This window comes from uncultured Maritalea sp. (assembly GCF_937139385.1).
Classification (GTDB): domain Bacteria; phylum Pseudomonadota; class Alphaproteobacteria; order Rhizobiales; family Devosiaceae; genus Maritalea; species Maritalea porphyrae_A.
The window spans coordinates 12,893-29,569 of record NZ_CAKZPW010000258.1 but is presented as its reverse complement, the minus strand read 5'-3'; the positions used below and the strand labels follow the sequence as shown (position 1 = coordinate 29,569).

The 16,677-nt window shown below is 48.8% G+C and carries 21 protein-coding genes; 15 read left to right on the top strand and 6 right to left on the bottom strand.

The features are described 5' to 3' along the window. The 10 genes from mbhE to Q0231_RS10720 all read left to right on the top strand — a co-directional run. Nucleotides 1–834: hydrogen gas-evolving membrane-bound hydrogenase subunit E (mbhE, locus tag Q0231_RS10765; protein ID WP_299347671.1), on the top strand; the 834-nt coding region annotated here is incomplete at its 5' end. Next, nucleotides 831–1,256, top strand: a complete 426-nt coding sequence (locus tag Q0231_RS10760; protein WP_269392334.1) for a Na(+)/H(+) antiporter subunit B — start codon at nt 831–833, stop codon at nt 1,254–1,256. The genes mbhE and Q0231_RS10760, both read left to right, overlap by 4 nt. After that, nucleotides 1,256–1,633 (top strand): Na+/H+ antiporter subunit C, encoded by a 378-nt coding sequence (locus Q0231_RS10755; RefSeq protein WP_269392333.1) that lies wholly within the window; start codon nt 1,256–1,258, stop codon nt 1,631–1,633. Before Q0231_RS10760 ends, Q0231_RS10755 begins: the two co-directional genes overlap by 1 nt. Nucleotides 1,634–1,654: 21 nt before the next feature. Continuing rightward, a complete protein-coding gene (locus Q0231_RS10750; RefSeq protein ID WP_299347670.1) occupies nt 1,655–3,268 on the top strand; it encodes a proton-conducting transporter membrane subunit in 1,614 nt (537 codons plus the stop codon). Then, nucleotides 3,265–3,747, top strand: coding sequence for a Na+/H+ antiporter subunit E (locus Q0231_RS10745; protein ID WP_269392331.1), 483 nt, complete (start codon nt 3,265–3,267; stop codon nt 3,745–3,747). The genes Q0231_RS10750 and Q0231_RS10745 overlap by 4 nt, the downstream gene beginning before the upstream one ends. Continuing rightward, nucleotides 3,744–4,049 carry a cation:proton antiporter gene (locus Q0231_RS10740; protein WP_269392330.1) on the top strand — a complete coding sequence of 102 codons (306 nt, stop codon included), beginning with the start codon at nt 3,744–3,746 and terminating at the stop codon, nt 4,047–4,049. The genes Q0231_RS10745 and Q0231_RS10740 overlap by 4 nt, the downstream gene beginning before the upstream one ends. 5 nt (nt 4,050–4,054) lie before the next feature. After that, nucleotides 4,055–4,390: a monovalent cation/H(+) antiporter subunit G gene (gene mnhG, locus Q0231_RS10735; protein ID WP_269392329.1), complete on the top strand. Its 336-nt coding sequence runs from the start codon at nt 4,055–4,057 to the stop codon at nt 4,388–4,390. Nucleotides 4,391–4,534: 144 nt separating this feature from the next. Then, complete coding sequence (locus Q0231_RS10730) at nt 4,535–4,960, top strand: MucR family transcriptional regulator (RefSeq protein ID WP_299347669.1); 426 nt, start codon at nt 4,535–4,537, stop codon at nt 4,958–4,960. A 205-nt stretch (nt 4,961–5,165) separates the two neighbouring features. Beyond that, the gene (locus Q0231_RS10725; RefSeq protein WP_299347668.1) at nt 5,166–5,573 is read left to right on the top strand and encodes a helix-turn-helix domain-containing protein; all 408 of its coding nucleotides are present in this window, start codon (nt 5,166–5,168) and stop codon (nt 5,571–5,573) included. Next, nucleotides 5,570–6,286 carry a DUF6456 domain-containing protein gene (locus Q0231_RS10720; RefSeq protein WP_299347667.1) on the top strand — a complete coding sequence of 239 codons (717 nt, stop codon included), beginning with the start codon at nt 5,570–5,572 and terminating at the stop codon, nt 6,284–6,286. Before Q0231_RS10725 ends, Q0231_RS10720 begins: the two co-directional genes overlap by 4 nt. 31 nt (nt 6,287–6,317) lie before the next feature. Here the strand turns inward: Q0231_RS10720 and Q0231_RS10715 are convergent, their stop codons facing one another. Next, nucleotides 6,318–6,722, bottom strand: a complete 405-nt coding sequence (locus Q0231_RS10715) for a SufE family protein (protein ID WP_299347666.1) — start codon at nt 6,720–6,722, stop codon at nt 6,318–6,320. Nucleotides 6,723–6,875: 153 nt separating this feature from the next. Continuing rightward, a complete protein-coding gene (locus tag Q0231_RS10710) occupies nt 6,876–7,127 on the bottom strand; it encodes a hypothetical protein (RefSeq protein WP_299347665.1) in 252 nt (83 codons plus the stop codon). Nucleotides 7,128–7,406: 279 nt separating this feature from the next. On the opposite strand from Q0231_RS10710, the gene Q0231_RS10705 reads away from it, so the two are divergent. From Q0231_RS10705 to Q0231_RS10695, 3 genes are read left to right on the top strand one after another with little or no spacing between them, the layout of a single operon-like run. Next, a complete protein-coding gene (locus Q0231_RS10705; RefSeq protein WP_269392323.1) occupies nt 7,407–9,209 on the top strand; it encodes a PAS domain-containing sensor histidine kinase in 1,803 nt (600 codons plus the stop codon). 59 nt (nt 9,210–9,268) lie between these two features. After that, nucleotides 9,269–10,057 carry a peptidoglycan-binding protein gene (locus tag Q0231_RS10700; protein ID WP_269392322.1) on the top strand — a complete coding sequence of 263 codons (789 nt, stop codon included), beginning with the start codon at nt 9,269–9,271 and terminating at the stop codon, nt 10,055–10,057. Between the two features lie 2 nt (nt 10,058–10,059). Next, nucleotides 10,060–10,395: a DUF1491 family protein gene (locus Q0231_RS10695; RefSeq protein ID WP_269392321.1), complete on the top strand. Its 336-nt coding sequence runs from the start codon at nt 10,060–10,062 to the stop codon at nt 10,393–10,395. On the opposite strand, the gene Q0231_RS10690 is transcribed toward Q0231_RS10695, so the two are convergent. Continuing rightward, entirely contained in the window at nt 10,392–11,561 is a 1,170-nt protein-coding gene (locus tag Q0231_RS10690; RefSeq protein ID WP_299347664.1) for a DUF2336 domain-containing protein, read from the bottom strand. The genes Q0231_RS10695 and Q0231_RS10690 overlap by 4 nt on opposite strands. 287 nt (nt 11,562–11,848) lie before the next feature. Here Q0231_RS10690 and Q0231_RS10685 point away from each other — a divergent pair, with 287 nt between their 5' ends. Beyond that, entirely contained in the window at nt 11,849–12,733 is an 885-nt protein-coding gene (locus Q0231_RS10685) for a hypothetical protein (RefSeq protein ID WP_269392319.1), read from the top strand. A 20-nt stretch (nt 12,734–12,753) separates the two neighbouring features. Here the strand turns inward: Q0231_RS10685 and Q0231_RS10680 are convergent, their stop codons facing one another. From Q0231_RS10680 to Q0231_RS10670, 3 genes are read right to left on the bottom strand one after another with little or no spacing between them, the layout of a single operon-like run. Beyond that, nucleotides 12,754–13,296: a hypothetical protein gene (locus tag Q0231_RS10680; RefSeq protein WP_299347663.1), complete on the bottom strand. Its 543-nt coding sequence runs from the start codon at nt 13,294–13,296 to the stop codon at nt 12,754–12,756. After that, on the bottom strand, nt 13,293–13,865 hold the full coding sequence (locus Q0231_RS10675; RefSeq protein ID WP_269392317.1) for a DUF1214 domain-containing protein: 573 nt from the start codon (nt 13,863–13,865) through the stop codon (nt 13,293–13,295). The genes Q0231_RS10680 and Q0231_RS10675 overlap by 4 nt, the downstream gene beginning before the upstream one ends. 6 nt (nt 13,866–13,871) lie before the next feature. Next, on the bottom strand, nt 13,872–15,896 hold the full coding sequence (locus Q0231_RS10670; RefSeq protein WP_299347662.1) for a transglycosylase domain-containing protein: 2,025 nt from the start codon (nt 15,894–15,896) through the stop codon (nt 13,872–13,874). A gap of 260 nt (nt 15,897–16,156) precedes the next feature. On the opposite strand from Q0231_RS10670, the gene Q0231_RS10665 reads away from it, so the two are divergent. Further along, entirely contained in the window at nt 16,157–16,615 is a 459-nt protein-coding gene (locus Q0231_RS10665; protein WP_269392315.1) for a YcgN family cysteine cluster protein, read from the top strand. Nucleotides 16,616–16,677 lie beyond the last annotated feature (62 nt).

Here is a 16,677-nt window from a genome sequence, read left to right as displayed (position 1 = left end):
AAAATTGACCAAATGCGCGACGCGCTTGCCAAGATACTTGAAGCGATCGGTTGGGGCCCGGATCTTGGCTTTGATCAGGCCATGAGCGGCTTGGTGCGCGGGACTACGCGTCTGACGCGTGCGCTTCAAAGCGGTTCAATGGAAATCTATGTTGCTACCGTTTTCATTGCGCTGGCAATTAGCTTGATGACAGGTTTGATCCGCGCAGAAGAGTTGCCGCAAATACCATCTATGCCTGATTTGTTCATATATGAATGGGCTATCATCATCATCTGTACGATTGGATTGTTTTCGGTGCTGTTTGCCAAAAATCGTCTCACAGCTATCGTTTCGCTCGGTATTCAAGGGTTTGCCGTAGCGCTTATTTTCTTATTACTCGGCGCGCCCGACTTGGGTTTCACTCAGTTTATGGTGGAAACCCTGTCCGTTGTTATTTTGGCGTTGGTGATGACCAAGTTGCACTTGGACCAGCGTGACAATCGCGTTTTTGAAGAAGTCATACGCGATGGTGGATTGGCGCTGATTTGTGGCATTGGGCTGACAACATTGTTGCTGGCTGTTTTACGTACTGATTTGGACACGACCCTTACTGATTTCTTTATTCAAACCAGCGTTCCAATTGCGCATGGTCGCAATATCGTAAATGTTATTCTGGTTGATTATCGCGCCTTGGATACATTGGGCGAAATTTCGGTGGTCATGACGGCAGGTATCGCAATCTTGGCACTGATCAGGCTTAGAGCAGGCGGTCCAAAGCGTGGCATTGGGGCAATAAAACGAGCTGCAGGGCAGCGCGCAAAACGTGCAGCCAGCAAAGCCAGGAGCGCATCATGAATACCATCATTTTCCGCACCATCGCCCCATACCTAACCGCGCTAATGGTGGTGTTCTCGATTTTCGTGTTGCTGCGTGGGCACAATGAACCCGGTGGTGGTTTTATTGGCGGGCTAATTGCTGCTTCAGCAATCGCTATTTACGGTATCTCGGCAGGCGTATCAGAAGTGCGTAGAGCACTGGTGTTTCACCCCATCACCTTCGCGGGATTTGGCGTACTAATGGCCGCAATTGCTGGTTTGATGTCAGCATTCGTCGACGTGCCTTTTTTGATGGGACTGTGGTTATTTATTGACTTGGGCGACGGGTCAGAATTGGCACTATCGACCCCCATGCTCTTTGATATTGGCGTTTATTTTGTGGTGTTGGGGGCGATCTCAACAATTGCGCTGGCGCTTGAAGAAGATGAGGATGGCAAATAATGGAAACAGCATTAGCAATTCTGATTGGTCTCTTCTTCACTGTCGCAATCTATCTTTTGTTGTCGCGCTCTTTGATCCGCATGTTGCTGGGTGTTGCTATTCTGGGCAATGCGGTGAACTTGTTGATTTTCACAATTGGCCGCGTTACGCGCGAAGTGCCACCGATTGTGCCTAATGGTCAATATCAACCGCTAGAACCTATCGCTAATCCTCTGCCACAGGCTTTGATCCTGACAGCGATCGTGATTGGCTTTTCGCTTTTTGCGTTCCTTTTGGTGCTTACCTATCGGGCATATCAAGAGCTAAATGCAGACAATACTGACACAATGCGTGTGGCCGAGCCTGAAGACAGCCCTCGACCACCATTGAGCTACTAACAAAGAGGTCACGAGCAAAACATGGCAAGCTCCGCAGCTACACCGAAAGACCTCCCCCCAGCAATGCTGGACGTTGCAACGTCAATTGCTGATTGGGTAGTTGTATGGCCGATTGTGCTACCCATGGTGGGTGCAGCAATTCTTCTGATGCTGCGCAACAGAACTGAATGGCAGGCGCCATTTTCGTTCGCCATTTTGGTGGCAACTTTGTTGGCAAATTTCAGCTTGATCCAAACCGTCTTTACCAAAGGCACCCTGACCATGACGATGGGGAACTGGTTGCCACCATTTGGCATCAGTTTTACTGCCGATAGTTTGGGTGCGCTGTTTGCGCTGGTATCTACCGTGGTGATGATTGTGGTGTTGTTCTTCGTGCAAAGCGAAGTAGAGGACCGCGAAACCAAGTACGGTTATCACCCTTTGATGCTGATCCTTTTGACAGGCGTTTCAGGCGCTTTTCTAACCGGTGATTTGTTCAATCTTTACGTGTGGTTTGAGGTCATGCTGATCGCCTCTTTTGGCCTGATGGTCATTGGTGGGCGTAAGGTTCAACTTGATGCCGCGATCAAATATGGCTTTATCAACTTTTTGGCGACGACATTCTTTCTGATCGGCATCGCTTACATTTATGGTTTGGTGGGCACGCTCAACATGGCTGATATTATGGTCAAAGCCCCGCTTGTGGAAAACGGTGCCATTGCGTCGGTTGCCGCGCTGTTCTTCCTAGCATTCGCCATGAAAGCCGCAGTGTTTCCGGTGAATAGCTGGCTGCCTGCATCTTACCATGCGCCAGACCCAGCGGTATCTGCCCTGTTTGCTGGCTTGTTGACAAAAGTGGGCATCTACGGACTTTTGCGGGTACACTTGATGTTGATCCCGCAATCCCACGCTCAGCTGCAAATCGCATTTATGGTTGTTGCTGTGCTGACCTTGGTTTTGTCGCCGCTTGGCGCGCTGGCCCAAACCAACGCGCGTCGTGCACTTGGTTTTTTGGTGATGGGTGGCATTGGCGCCATGCTTGCGGGGCTTGCTTTTGGCACCCCCTATGGCATTGCAGGCGCAAGTCTTTATGCTGTTCATTCGATGCTGACCATGACCGCTCTCTATTTGGCCGTTGGGCTGGTGGAGCGAATGGGAGGCACTTCTGATATTCGTCATCTTGGCGGGCTCTATAAAGCCAGTTCGCCTTTATCAATATTGTTTCTCATCCTTGTTTTTGCTGCCGCAGGGCTTCCACCATTCCTTGGATTTTGGCCGAAATTAACGCTGCTGCAAGCCGGGATAAGCCTCACAACGCAAAAAGATCCGTTGGCCGTCTATCACTGGTGGGTCATTGGCGCTCTCTTGCTAAATTCACTTTTGACCTCCATTGCCGGATCACGCTTGTGGGCACATATTTTCTGGCGCAACGGGCGGGAAGGCAAGCAGTCTGAAATTCCTAACGCCAATATTAAGCCGTTGGACAGAAGAGGCTTTGTGTGGGGTTTGTTGCCAACAATGGCATTGGTTGGCATAATCGTTGTGGTTGGTCTTTGGCCCTCGTTATACATTCAAGCGGGTTTTGAATCTGCCAAGAGCGTCACCATATTCTCGCCCAACTATATCACTTCAGTCTTTGGGGAAAATGCACAATGACCTTTCTCGCCGTTGCTGTCGTTTTGGCAATAACCTGGGCCGCCATTACCGGCACGTTCAGTTTAGGCAACCTACTATTGGGTGGTCTCATTGGTATTTTGTCGCTTTGGGTTATTCGCCTGCAAATCGCCAAACCAAAGTTTCTTTCAAAAGTGCCAAAGGTCATCGCCCTTGCATTGTTGTTCCTTTATGAGTTGGTGCTTAGCTCTGTCAAAGTAATGGCGTTGGTTTTATCACCTAATATGAAGAAGAAGCTTGAACCTGCCATCATCGCATTCCCCTTGAAGGTAAAGTCCGACATGGAAATTACCTTGCTGGCAAACCTAATTACCCTGACCCCTGGTACCCTTAGTGTCGATGTTTCAGAGGATAGATCGGTTCTGTACGTTCACGCTATTTCCGCACCCAATAAGCGCGCGTTGATCAAGGATATTTCGACAGGGTTCGAAGCCAAAATTATTGAGGTGTTTGAACAATGAGTGGATTAGTATTCTTAGATGCAGCCATAGCCATCTCATTTGTTCTGCTCACGCTGGCCCTGTTATTGGTGATCGTTCGGATCGTACGTGGTCCAACATTGCCTGACCGCGTTTTGGCGCTTGATATGCTGGTATCTGTAGGGATTGGTTTCATCGCCGTTATCGCCATCAAAACAGGCTTTATGCTTTATTTGGATATTGCCATTTCTTTGGGGCTAGTCGGTTTCCTCGCAACGGTCGCGTTTGCCCGTTACATTTTGCAGCGCTGGCAGATTAAAGCCAATCAATCGGAAACGGAGTAACGCCAATGCTTGTGGATATTCTAGCCTATGTCGCAGGCGCGTTGCTGATCGTTGGTGCATTCTTTAGTCTTGCAGCCGCGATTGGCATTCTTAGGTTGCCCGACCTTTACACGCGCATGCATGCTGCATCAAAGGCGGGTACGCTCGGTTCTGGCTTGGCCCTTATTGCAATCGCTGTTTTTGCAATGGATGGATCGGTATCCATGCGCGCATTGGCGGGTTTTGTGTTCTTTTTGCTCACAGCACCTATTTCTGCACACTTGCTGGCCAAAGCAGCTTATGCAGCAGGTTATCGCCCTTTGGACGAAATGCATGTAAATGATCTTGAAAAAAAGAAGTAGTCATCAGTTCAATTCAAATTGATGACAGATTTCTATTTGACCTCAATTACGCCTTGATTGTTGGTGACATTCATTCTAGTACCGCAATTGAATAAGCATTGATGTCTTGTTTGTAAATATATGTCGAACGATTGGTATTAAAACGTGGAACAGCCCGCAGCTAAGCAAAGTGAAAACAACAACGAAGTAATTGAGCTATGCACTGAAATTGTAAGTGCGTATGTCAGCAATAACGCTATTAGCCAAACGGATCTTCCTAAGCTAATTGTGGATGTGCACAGCACTTTGTACTCTTTGACTGCAAAGGATGTGTTGCCAGCACAAGAAACCCGCAAACCAGCCGTTTCAGTTAAGAAATCAATCACTCCCGATTATATCATTTGTTTAGAAGATGGAAAAAAATTCAAATCGTTGAAACGTCACCTACGCACGCATTACGATTTGTCGCCTGAAGACTACAGAGACAAATGGAACTTGCCAGCCGATTACCCTATGGTTGCCCCAAACTATGCAGCCGCTCGCTCACGATTGGCGCGTGAAATGGGTCTTGGACGCAAAGCCGGAAAATAGCTTCGTCAAAACGTAGGAAAAAATTCAAAGGGGCGTCTTTTCGACGTCCCTTTTTGATTCAATCACAAGTTGAATTGACAAGCGTGGATAACAAAAAGATCCTTATATTATAAAATTTTAATAAAAAACGAGATGACAGATTTATCCCCGCCGCAGTACAAACGCGTTATAGGAATATATACCTATCACAAAGGCGTTTATGAATATGCATACTTTAGACACTCATTCGCACAAGCATACTAAGTACAATTTGGCCACATTTTCAGTACGGACAAGCAAGAGTTGCAGAACGGACATTGGGTTGGCGGTAAACCTTGTTGCTGCCATACAGGGCGTTTCCCCTGAAGATATCCTCACATCGTCACGTAGCCAGGCCCATGTTGCCCTGGCAAGGCAATTGGCAATGTATATGGTGCATGTGGCCCTGGGGTATTCGCTAACAAGAACAGGGCAGCTATTTAAGCGTGATCGTACGACTGTGTCGCACGCCTGCGGTCGTATCGAGGACATGCGTGATGATGCAAATTTTGATAGCGCCCTAAATTCGCTGGAAGCTGTGTTGAATTTTGCGGCGACAAATCAAACTGCCTACGCTGGCCGGTCGACGCTATGAAACAATTGCGTCGTCAAATGAAGTTTGTGGGCATGATATTGAATGGGGCACGACAAGAGGTCTCTGACAAAGAAACAACATTGGTGTCGGCTAAGAAACAGTGTTCGCTGCCAACCAACCAAGTGAAGGAATTAATATCGCAGGGGGTGCTTTGCCTTACTGGACAAACCTTGTCCCGCACAAATGAAACACGTTCTTGGCTAAAGCGCCAGCAATTGGCGTTGCTCAAGCAAGATGTTTCCAGAGTTCAAGTCATGGACCAAAAGCCGGTAAAAAGCGCGAATGATACCATTGTGCGTTTGTCCAGGAAATCTAAAGGCGAAGAACAAGCGTTTCTAGCCGCGCATCATGTTTTGGTTGCCAACCGTGTTTCGGCTCTTATTGAAAAAGGTCAGTTGCGACAATCTGTTACCCAAAATCTATCCGTCTTGCGTCAATCTAGTCAATTTTTGGGCAATGGGGCAACCGATTTGTCTGACATGGCCATCGATTGCCGAAAACGGCTAAACCAATTAATCACACAACTACCCAAAGATTGCGCAGGCGTTGTGGTTGATATTTGTGGCTACGATAAGGGGTTGCAGCAGGTGGAATTCGAACGCAGTTGGCCCAGGCGTAGTGCCAAATTGGTTTTGCGCATGGGTTTGGACCATGCCGCCGAATTCTGGAAGATTGGTGCAGCCGCGGAAGGGCAGGATTGTTTACGCAAATAAAGCAGTGAACCGCAAAAGGTGCTGCATCCCTTTATAAATGCGCTCGAGCTTCTGCATATACGCGATCTATCATTGAGCGCAGACCATTTGCACGTTGTGAGGTGAGGTGTTCACTTAGTCCTAAACCTTCAAGAATTTCTTGGGCTGGAGTGTCGATGACCGCCTGCGGTGTCTTGTTTGAAAATAGCGAAACAACAATGGCGACCAATCCCTTTACAATCATCGCATCACTGTCACCGCGGAATACAAGTGAGGAATCATCGTGCCGGTCAACCACCAACCAGACTTGCGACACGCAGCCTTGAACTTTGTTAGCGCTGGTTTTTTCACTATCGGCCAAACTCGGCAGCTCACCACCCAAATCAATGACAAATTTATAGCGATCCTCCCAGTCGTCAAGAAACGACAAGCTCTCTTTAATTTCGTCAAAATTCATTTCGGGCCTCCGGAGCAAAGTTTGCACCCTTCTAGTACAAGATCGCTGAATTCTCCACGCAAAAAAAGAGCCGCAACACCGGGGAGATGTTGTCGGCTCAGGTATTAGACCGCACTTGGAGTAGCATCGGGGAAGTGATGCGGTCTTTGTGGTTCAGTTTAGCCAGACCGGGCGGGGCGGTGGTGTTGGCGCCAGCTCATTATTGGCGGTTGCCCATGTCATTGGCTTGTTCTTGTTCGAGGTCACAGACGTAACAAGCGCCGCTACTTTAATCGTTTGGCAGATGCTTTCAGCGCATTCCAAATTTTGCGCTTGTTCAATGGCCATTCCAGACCCTCGTTTCATGGCATCGTCCGCTATTGCCGCAGCGGTCGTCTGATCAAACGCAAATGGTTTGATCACCATGAACCCAACGCCCAACCAAAATATGCAACGTATTAAAAACACAATCTTTGACCACAATTTTTTCGTTGAGATCAACCTAGCCACAAACTGTGAAATCGAGGTGCCAAATTTCGCTAAAATTTTATCTAACTGCATTTTTGCTTTGAAAAGCATTTGTTTACCACAGCTAGAGAAACCACATTCAGATCCACTTAGAAAGGTCTCCATTTAAGGCTGTCTTAGCTTCTTGCGTGAGAAATTGGCCCCAACAGAAATTCGCAAGTTGAGTGATAGTTTGTAATGCGTAATCCTTTGGCGGCACTTTTAGACCATGCCGACACGACCAACTCAGCAAAGGGCGGCAACGACCCTGGAAACAGCCGTGCGCGGTCACTGGATGTGAGCGCACGCGCGAGCATTGCGTTGGCACTTGCGGTGCTGCCGATTGTTGCACTTATGTTTTTCGTCGGAAACGGGGCCACGGCAACTGTTTTTGCCATTCTTGCCGCCTGGTTCGGCACAACAGGTATGTTGGCCAAGACCTTGCCAATCGAAGCGCGCGTACATATTCATTCCGCAGGGCTTTGCTTGGTGGCACTAGTTTGTGCACTCCTTGATCCAAGCACGACAGTCGCAGGTATTTCGCTGGTGGTCTTGGCTGTTATCTCTGCCAATTTCTTTGGACGACGTTCCACGCTCATCGCCGCTTCCGGCTTTGGCGCAGTTTCGCTGGTTATGCAGTTTCTGGTCTATTCATCTGCGTTAGAGTTTGAATTTGCAGCAACCCATGGTGGTGGCGCAATTTACTCTACTGCTGCATTTGCGATGGGCTTTTCGTTGTTTGTAGCGACCTTGGTCGAATCAAAACGAGCATTTGTTGCCAATGACCATCTTCAAATTCGGGCATTTAGAAGCTTGGTTGAAAGCGTTCGCGATGCGGTGGCGCGCTATTCGGCTGATGGCAGGCTGATTTACTTGTCGCACACATCCGAAGCACTATTCGGCTGCAAACGTTATGAGCTTTCAGGTTCTGGCCTGCTCGATCGCGTGCATGTGTTGGATCGACCCAACTACATGAAAACAATCGGTGATGTTAGCCATAAAGGTAAGCCCAAGTCGATCGATGTAAGAATTCGTTGCGAGCGGGAAGAGCGTTCTGAGTTTGTTTGGGTCGAAGTTGCGTTTTCCGCGGTTCATGACCGATTGAATGATGATGGGCGAGCTGAAGTGATTGCCATTATGCGCAACATCTCTTCACGCAAACAACAAGAAGTAGATTTGGAAGAAGCCAAAAAAGTTGCGGAATCGGCAAGTGAAGCCAAGTCGCGCTTCTTGGCGACGATTGGTCATGAATTGCGCACACCGCTTAATGCTGTTGTTGGTTTCTCAGATATGATGATCAACAATATTGGTGGTGAATTGTCTCCGGATCATTTGGAATATGCTGAGTTGATCAAGCAGTCTGGGCATCATTTGCTCGACACGGTGTCAATGCTGTTGGATATGTCAAAACTTGAAGCCGGCAAGTTTGAGATTTCAACTGATCGGTTCGACCCTCAGGCGCTTGTTGAACCTTGTTTCGCGATTGTAAAAAATGCGGCCGACAAGAAAAACATTGAACTGGTCGCCGACGTTGGCAAGCACTTGCCAATGCTGACAGCTGATGAACGTGCCTGTCGCCAAGTGCTGATCAATCTTTTGTCGAATGCAATCAAATTTAGCCCGGAGAATGCGAAAGTCATACTGCAAATTCGTCTGAGCGGAACCAAGGTCGCGTTGCGCGTTATCGACCATGGTGTTGGCGTGGCACCTGAAGACGTTGCACGGCTTGGAGAACCATTCTTTCAAGCGCAAAACGGACTGAACAGGCAGTATGAAGGCACGGGACTAGGGTTGTCGATCGTACGCGGCCTAACCGAATTGCACGGTGGGGATGTTTTGATCAAGTCAAAGCTGGGTGAGGGCACTCAGTTTTCAATCAACCTACCAATAGATGGCCCGGTATCGTTGCAAGAGCATGTTGTGTTGGAAGAGTTGAGCGACAAACGTTTTGTAGAAGAAGAGCGCAAACAATTGCAGCGCACACGCACAAAAGCGGGTTAGGTTCAGGGTGAATTGAAATGGTAGATTATGCTAGTGTGGAACAGCAGTCGGGGATGAAAATGCCGCAGTTGAAAATGGGAATTCTGTTGCCAGTTTGGAAATTGATGGCAAAGTCCCCAGGCAACACGATTTTTGCTTTTGCAATGTGCACCTCACTTGGGTGGGCGGCAACGAATGCCTTATATTTTCAAGAAAACGGACATCCGGCCCCGCTTTTCTCCACATCGTCAACTCCCGTGGAGCAAACGGTCGCCCCCATTGAATTCGTGCCGCCCCAACGTACAAACACCGTAACAGAGGTTGCCAACCAACCGATGCCGACACCGGCACCAGCGGCGTCCTTTGGTCCTGTGACAGGCAATCCAACTGCATTTTTCGTGCAATCTAAGCTTTTTGAACTCGGCTATTTTAAGCAAAAGGTTGACGGCTATTACGGGCCAAAAACCGCAGCCGCCATTCGCGAGTTTGAAGTGGAAAACGGGCTGACCGCAACCGGCGCAATCAGTGATGATCTAGTTAGCATCTTAAACTCTGGACGCGTTGCTGTGCCTTTTGCTGCGCCAAAAGTAACGCCAGTGAGCAATGCTGATCCGCTGCTCAATATCGCGCAACAAGCAACCACTGATGCAACTCAGGCATCATCTTCCCCCGTTCCAAGCGAATTGGTAGCAAAAGTCCAGGCGGGCCTAAACTCATTGGGTTACGATGTGGGGAAAGTAGATGGCATACAAGGTGAGGCCACTGCGACTGCGATCCGCAAGTTTGAGACTTTTTACAACTACGACCAAACGGGAAAAATAACCCCTGAGTTGTTGGATATGCTCAAGGCCGCAAACGCGAAGTTTTAGTCATGTCACGATTGCGCTCTGAACTATGGGTGGCGGCGCTTGTCCGGCGGTTGAACAGCGTGGGTGATTTTTGCGTCGTGTCGCGAAAGGGTGACAAGGATGCAGGCCAAATTTGGATTGAAATTGATCATTTGGATGGAAGACACACCCTGTTGGCCCCGGCACCTGCAAACCCTGATGCAACAGAAAAAGAGTTTATAGCCCGAGTGGAAGCGGGGGATGGACAAACAGTCCAAAGCCGTTTGGCGAAAGAGGTCGAGTATGATCCTGACTTTTGGGTTGTTTCAATCGAAACACGAAAAGCGGATCTGGGTTTAAAAATAGTCAGCTTGAATTAAGAGGCTTTGTTATTGCGAAGCTTTTGAACAGCTTGCATTGCGCGTTCCACGGCATCTGTTGCACTATCTGCTGCTTTATCAAGAGTTGGCGTACGTCTGCTGTAAGGCGCAACTGGTTCGTGCGAGATTGGCGCTGAAGAAGCCTCACGTGCCAGCGCAGAGATTTCGGCATCACCGCGCCAAACGGACATCGCAAACACCATTGCACTTGGCTCTATCTGTTTGAATAGTCGCGTATATTGAGCAAGTGCACTTGAACTATTGCGGTCATGAGCCGTTGCATGAATGAGCACCTTAAGCCCATCATATTCATTACACCCGAATGCGCGCAGCACGACAAATAGCGCTGCACCGCTGACATCATGGGCGATTTCACCACAGCGAACTTCATCAAGCCCTGTGATTTGAGTCAAAAGCCGGGTAACTTCTGGGCGTCTATTCTTTGACAAGAGCTTCATCATTGCCTGCGTGAACTCAGCGGTGGCAACTGATATATGCTCATAGGTCCGGTGCATTTTTGTACGCGGAATTTTCCGATCTTGAAAAGCTCTTAAAACCTCAATGCGGTCTTCCTCTTTCAGATCAAAAAACGCAGGCAACAAGTAGGCTTTATCGAAGTCTTCTCTTGCGGCCAAAGCATGGGCAATGGATTGATCCATTGCAGCCGCTTTGCTGATGGCACGAAGATAGGGCCCGGAGAAATGAATGGATCGATTCTCAGAAAGTGCGCGATAGACCTTGCGGCTGTTGACGGGAAAGATCTTGCCGACAAGCTTTTTCGTCAGGTCTTTGCGTTTAGCAACCAAAGCAACCTTATCGACGTCGCCGCCCTCAACAATATTGAGCAAAAGCTCTTCAGAAACAGATTCGTTGTTTTCAAGAAAACTGGCCAATTCGTCACCAATATTTTCAACCACCAAGTTCTCTAAAATGGGAGAAAGGTGGGGTGAGCGCGCAAGTTTTGCAGCGGCACGTGCGCGAGCGGTCTGCGACGCGGTCGGAAACAGGCGTTGTGCCAGCGCTTCAAACTGCATGCGCTCGGTTGGCATAGGCTTTGGGCGACGTGAATATGCATCGCACGCAGCCACCAATAATGTGTTGGCGCGATCAATACCTCCTGTTTCAATCAGGAGTTGGAATGTCTCGTATGGTTGAAAGCCGATCATAACCGCCCAGAATCACGAAATTGGTTCAAAACAAATCAATAAATGCACTATTCATCCAATTCGTTAGCAGACTGTTAACCTTGACGATTTCTTAATGGGTTTCTAACAGCAATTTCAATTGTGATTGGCGGCAACGTATCGCTTGTGAACAGAATTATCGCATAAACCCCAATTCGCGAGGTCAATTATGGGGAAGATTGTGCCATACATTAAAAGCAGCAGACCACGCCCGAACAGGTCGAATGACGTCAAAGTCGGCAACGTAGTTATTTTTCCTGGAGTACGGTATGAGAGAGAGAGCAGCAAGCAGGCGCCTTTGCCCAGAAACAGCAAGGGTTGGAAAAAGCATCGCTGATTTCATAAAAGTGGCCACATTGCTTTGCGTCGTCTTCGGGGTCGCTGCGTGCGCGCGTCCTGTGGGCGATTTTGGTCGTGCCCAATCTGACGTTTTACACGATGAGATATTGCCAAGGGTTGGGGCGTTGGCAGCGAACGGACGAGAAGAACCTGTTTCGCTGTTTAACCTCACCAACGAGGAAAAGGATATGCGCAATAGAGTTTGGCGTTTCCTTGTCACAAACAGCGCACAAGATTGGATGTTTGATCACTCTGTGGAAATGCAGCGAACCAGATTAAGCAAACCCGTTGATCTGAATTTCCGCACCGATCGCTATTATCGGCATTTGCGCTTGAATGAGTTTGCGTCTTCCCGTGGGCGCTATTTGCAACTCTCCCAAGACATTTACGATGATGTGGAAACCATTCCAGGCGCATTCGCTTCAATTTGCCATGTCATGGAGATTGAACGGCGCCGGCAGGTGGCGTTGAGTGGGCTCTATGCAAATAATGATGCGGTGAAACAACAGGTTGTCGCCCGCGAATACGAAAACAAAAACTACATCACTTGGTTCGCGCGTGCAGTCGACTATCGTTACAAATCATATGATGTGGCGCTCAACAGATTGCTTGTAGAAACACCGCACGAAGAAGCTCACACCGTAAATGAATATCTCAACCGATTTGCTGTGCTTGTGGGGCGCGCCAAAAACGGCGAGTTCTGCGACCCGTTTGCGGAAGAAAGCTACAACCACGACAAAGAATTCCCATTGCTGAGTTCAAGATACTCAAAACAGGATGAAATCAAAGAAGACGCCGAAGAATTTCTAAAATGACCTGAAATTCAATATGCCATCTACAGAGACGAGCATTTCAATGCGCTTATTTGCTCTTCCATGGTTGGTACCAATGCGAGGTGCGGGGGGATAATTCGGATGATTGCTGTTATTTGTTCTGTCTGAACCCGGACGATCTGCAAAGCGGGGTCGATGTCAGTTCCCTCGCTAATCAGTGCACGTGATTGATCTTCTGTGAAAATGCCGATTTTAAGGTCACGATTGTTGTTGGTTCTGCTGTTGGTTGAATAGGGAACAGTACCATCCTGCCCAATCAGCGCTGCCGTCCAAAAATAGGCGGGCATGGCCCCGCTCAGTTCAATCGGCCCATTGCTCAAATCCACTTGGCAAACTGCATAAGAGAACGCTGGGTCTAAATCTAGTTGCGCCCGCAAAGCAAGTGATTGCGAATCTATCACGCTAATTCCTTCAGGCTGCGCAAAGCGAGAAATCGTTGTCCAAGCATTGTGTGTGGACATTAAAGGCATGATCAGAATGACACTTATATGGATGATGCCACCCAAAACGATGCCGGCGAACAAGTGAGTAAAAAAGCGGATCATGAACAGCTTACCTTCTGGACAGTCGGCAACACCACGCTTTCATGCCCGACAACCAAAAAAGCATTTGTGTCGTAGAAGCTAAGGGTGAACTTCATTTTGCCTATGTCCATTGTGTTCAACCAATTGCCTGGTTGCGCTTGTGGAGCAGCAATAATATCAAAACCACCATCTGGATGACGATTAACTTGTAAACTGGTGAGGTAATTCGGCGTTTTAATGGTGGGATCGTTGGATGTCACCTCTGTCGCTCTGAGTGTCCAAATAGACGCCCTAGGTGTGCTACCCGATATCAAGTAACTGCATTTTCCATCTAGTCGATCACCATTGTCGTCTTGGCTTGCACTAAACACGAGGCCTTCAGCGCGACCAAGCTGAAGTGCTCCGGTGCGTGCCAGTCCTGCCTTGTGGTAGGGGTCTGTGTCCGCACCGCCCGCGTTTACCCAGCCAATCCATGCACCATATTGTTGAGCGGTAATTCTTCTGCCGTTTTCCAGCATAAAAAAGGCGGAACCGAAACCAACCAGCAAAGCCACGAATAGCGTGAAGAGGATGTATGAGGCGTTGCGCATCAATGATCAACCTAATGGAGATTGGAGTGGTGGATTGGTATTTTCAGCTGTCGGCGCACGGTCGAACACAAGCAAAAGATCTTCTAGTTTACGTTCGAGTTTTCGCAACTTCTCACCTGCATCAGGTGTGAGAGTTGGCGGCCGGACAAGCTGTGGGCTTTGGTCATCGCCATTTTGTTCGGTGCTTACCTCAACAGCAATATTGTTAAAATCAGCGCCAATAAGGTTGGCAACCTTTATATTTGAATGAGCATAGACCATAAACTTTTGCCAAGTCTGTGCCGGCAAGCGACCACCTGTCAAATTGTTGGTTTTGGTGTAGTCATCGTTGCCATACCAAACCGCGGCAACATAGTTGCCCGTGTAACCGGCAAACCATGCATCGCGATAGGATTGGGTTGTACCAGTTTTGCCAGACGCAGGGGTTCCGGGGACGTCAGCGCGACGGCCCGTGCCAGACGTCACCACTGCGCGCAGCATTTCGTTGATCCCAGCAACGGTCTCGGTCTGCAAAATCCGTTCTTGAGCGATGTCTTTTTTCGCGTCAAAGACAACGTCTCCGCGCAAGGTTGTGATACGGCTTATGCCAAACGCCTTGGCTTTGTAACCGCCGTTGGCAAAAACGGCATAAGACGATGCCATGTCCAAAACGCTGACTGAGATTACACCAAGCGCCAAAGAACGGGTAACTGGAAACGAGTTCTGAATGCCCATCTTGTGCGCAAGGTCGGCGATGGGTTGTCTGCCTGTGGCTTGAGACAAACGCACGGGGACTGTGTTGATAGAGCGCGCTAAAGCGCTTTTTAGCGTTACCCGCCCCGCGTAGGATCGCCCATAATTCTTCGGGCACCAATCGCCAATGCAAATCGGTGCGTCTGTGATTACAGTATTGGGGCGGAACTTGCCCGTTTCCAATGCTGTTGCATATACAAAAGGTTTGAAGGACGAGCCGGGCTGGCGCGTTGGGCTGGTGGCGCGGTTGAATTGGCTCTTACCATAGTCTTTCCCCCCAACCATTGCTCGCACAGCGCCGCTTGGCTCCAAAACTACCATCGCGCCCTGTTGCACGTTGAAAGCTTCGCCTTCTTCTCGCAAAATCGAAGATATGGAATTCTCAGCGTGTTTTTGCAGCACAGGATCGACCGTTGTGCGCACGACGAAAGCGGTGCCGATTGGATAGTCTTTGATAATGGTTTTGACTTCGCCAAAGGCCCAATCCAAGAAGTAGTTTGGCGATTCTACATTTTCAAACCGTTCGATAGCGGCGGCCGGCGAGAGGCGCGCAGCGGTAACTTGGCCTTCGGTCATAAAGCCAGCTTGCACCATATTGGTCAAAACGTCATTCGCCCGACCTCGCGCTGCGGCCAAATCAACGTGTGGAGCGTATTTGGTGGGCGCCTTAAAAAGGCCAGCCAACATAGATGCTTCCGCAAGCGAAATATTCTGCACTTTTTTGCCAAAGTAATATTCAGCGGCTGCAGCAACACCAAAGTTTCCGCCGCCCATATAGGCACGGTCAAAATAGAGTTTGAGGATTTCGTCCTTGCTGTAATGTGTCTCCAGCCAAAGTGCCAAAAATGCTTCGTGCAATTTGCGTGTTATGGTCTTTTCTGAAGACAAGAACAGATTTTTGGCCAACTGTTGGGTAATCGTGCTGCCGCCTTCAACAAACGATTGGGCGCGCGCGTTGGTGACCATTGCGCGACTTATGCCCATTATATCAATGCCGAAATGCTCGTAGAACCGACGATCTTCGGTCGCCAGCGTAGCGTTGATTAAATAGTCCGGCAAAGTCGCAAGCTCAATGCTGTCGTCTGTTCGAATGCCGCGTCGACCTATTTCGTTGCCATAACGGTCAAGAAACGTAATGGCATAATCATCAACCTGATTAAATTCGCCGCTAGCGGTAACCTGAAACGAAGGCAGCGCAAGGGCTGTCATCAGCACAAGACCCATGGCAAAAAATGTCAGACCGTCGGATATGACTTCGACCAAGAAACGTCTGAACCCGGTGACCCGAAATATCGACATAAAATCGCCGAAGCGTTGATAGCCGTGGCCAATCGCTTGAAATGTCTCGTAAAGCGAGGAATCCAGCCAAGAATCAAGACGAATAAATCTTGAAGTTCTCCGCCCCTTTTTCTTTTGGTAGAATGGATCCGACACAGTTTTCCCTACAGTCGCCACGCGTGAACCTTGGATTAAGGCCTTGAGCCTTAACACTAAGTGCATTATGCCATCATTGATACAATTGATGGCGCAATTTCTCGGCTTAAACAAGGCGATTTACAATGAATTTTTGGGAAGAAAAATCGCTAAACGAGATGACAGATTCTGAATGGGAATCTTTGTGCGATGGCTGCGCGCGCTGTTGCCTGATCAAATTGGAAGATGAAGACACTGGTCAAATCGTCACTTCCGACGTGCATTGCTCGCTGATGAATGAAGATACCTGCGGTTGCACGGACTACGCAAATAGGCAGACACGTGTGCCAGACTGTATCAAATTGACGCCCAAAAATGTGCCAGAGATCAGTTGGATGCCAGTGACCTGTGCGTATCGCCGTCTGTCTGAAGGTAAGGGCCTGGCCTGGTGGCACCCACTGGTTTCCGGCGACAAGCAAACCGTTGTAGATGCAGGCATTTCCGTTAAAGGGCGATCCATTTCTGAAGCCAAAGTGCGCGAGGAAGACTGGGAAGACCACATCGTCGGCTGGCCCGATTTTGATCCAACCGAAGAGCCAGAATAAGAAAAATTACCCGAAATAGGAAAATAGTCCTTGACTGCGTGACGGTTGTTTGCTAGGTTTTG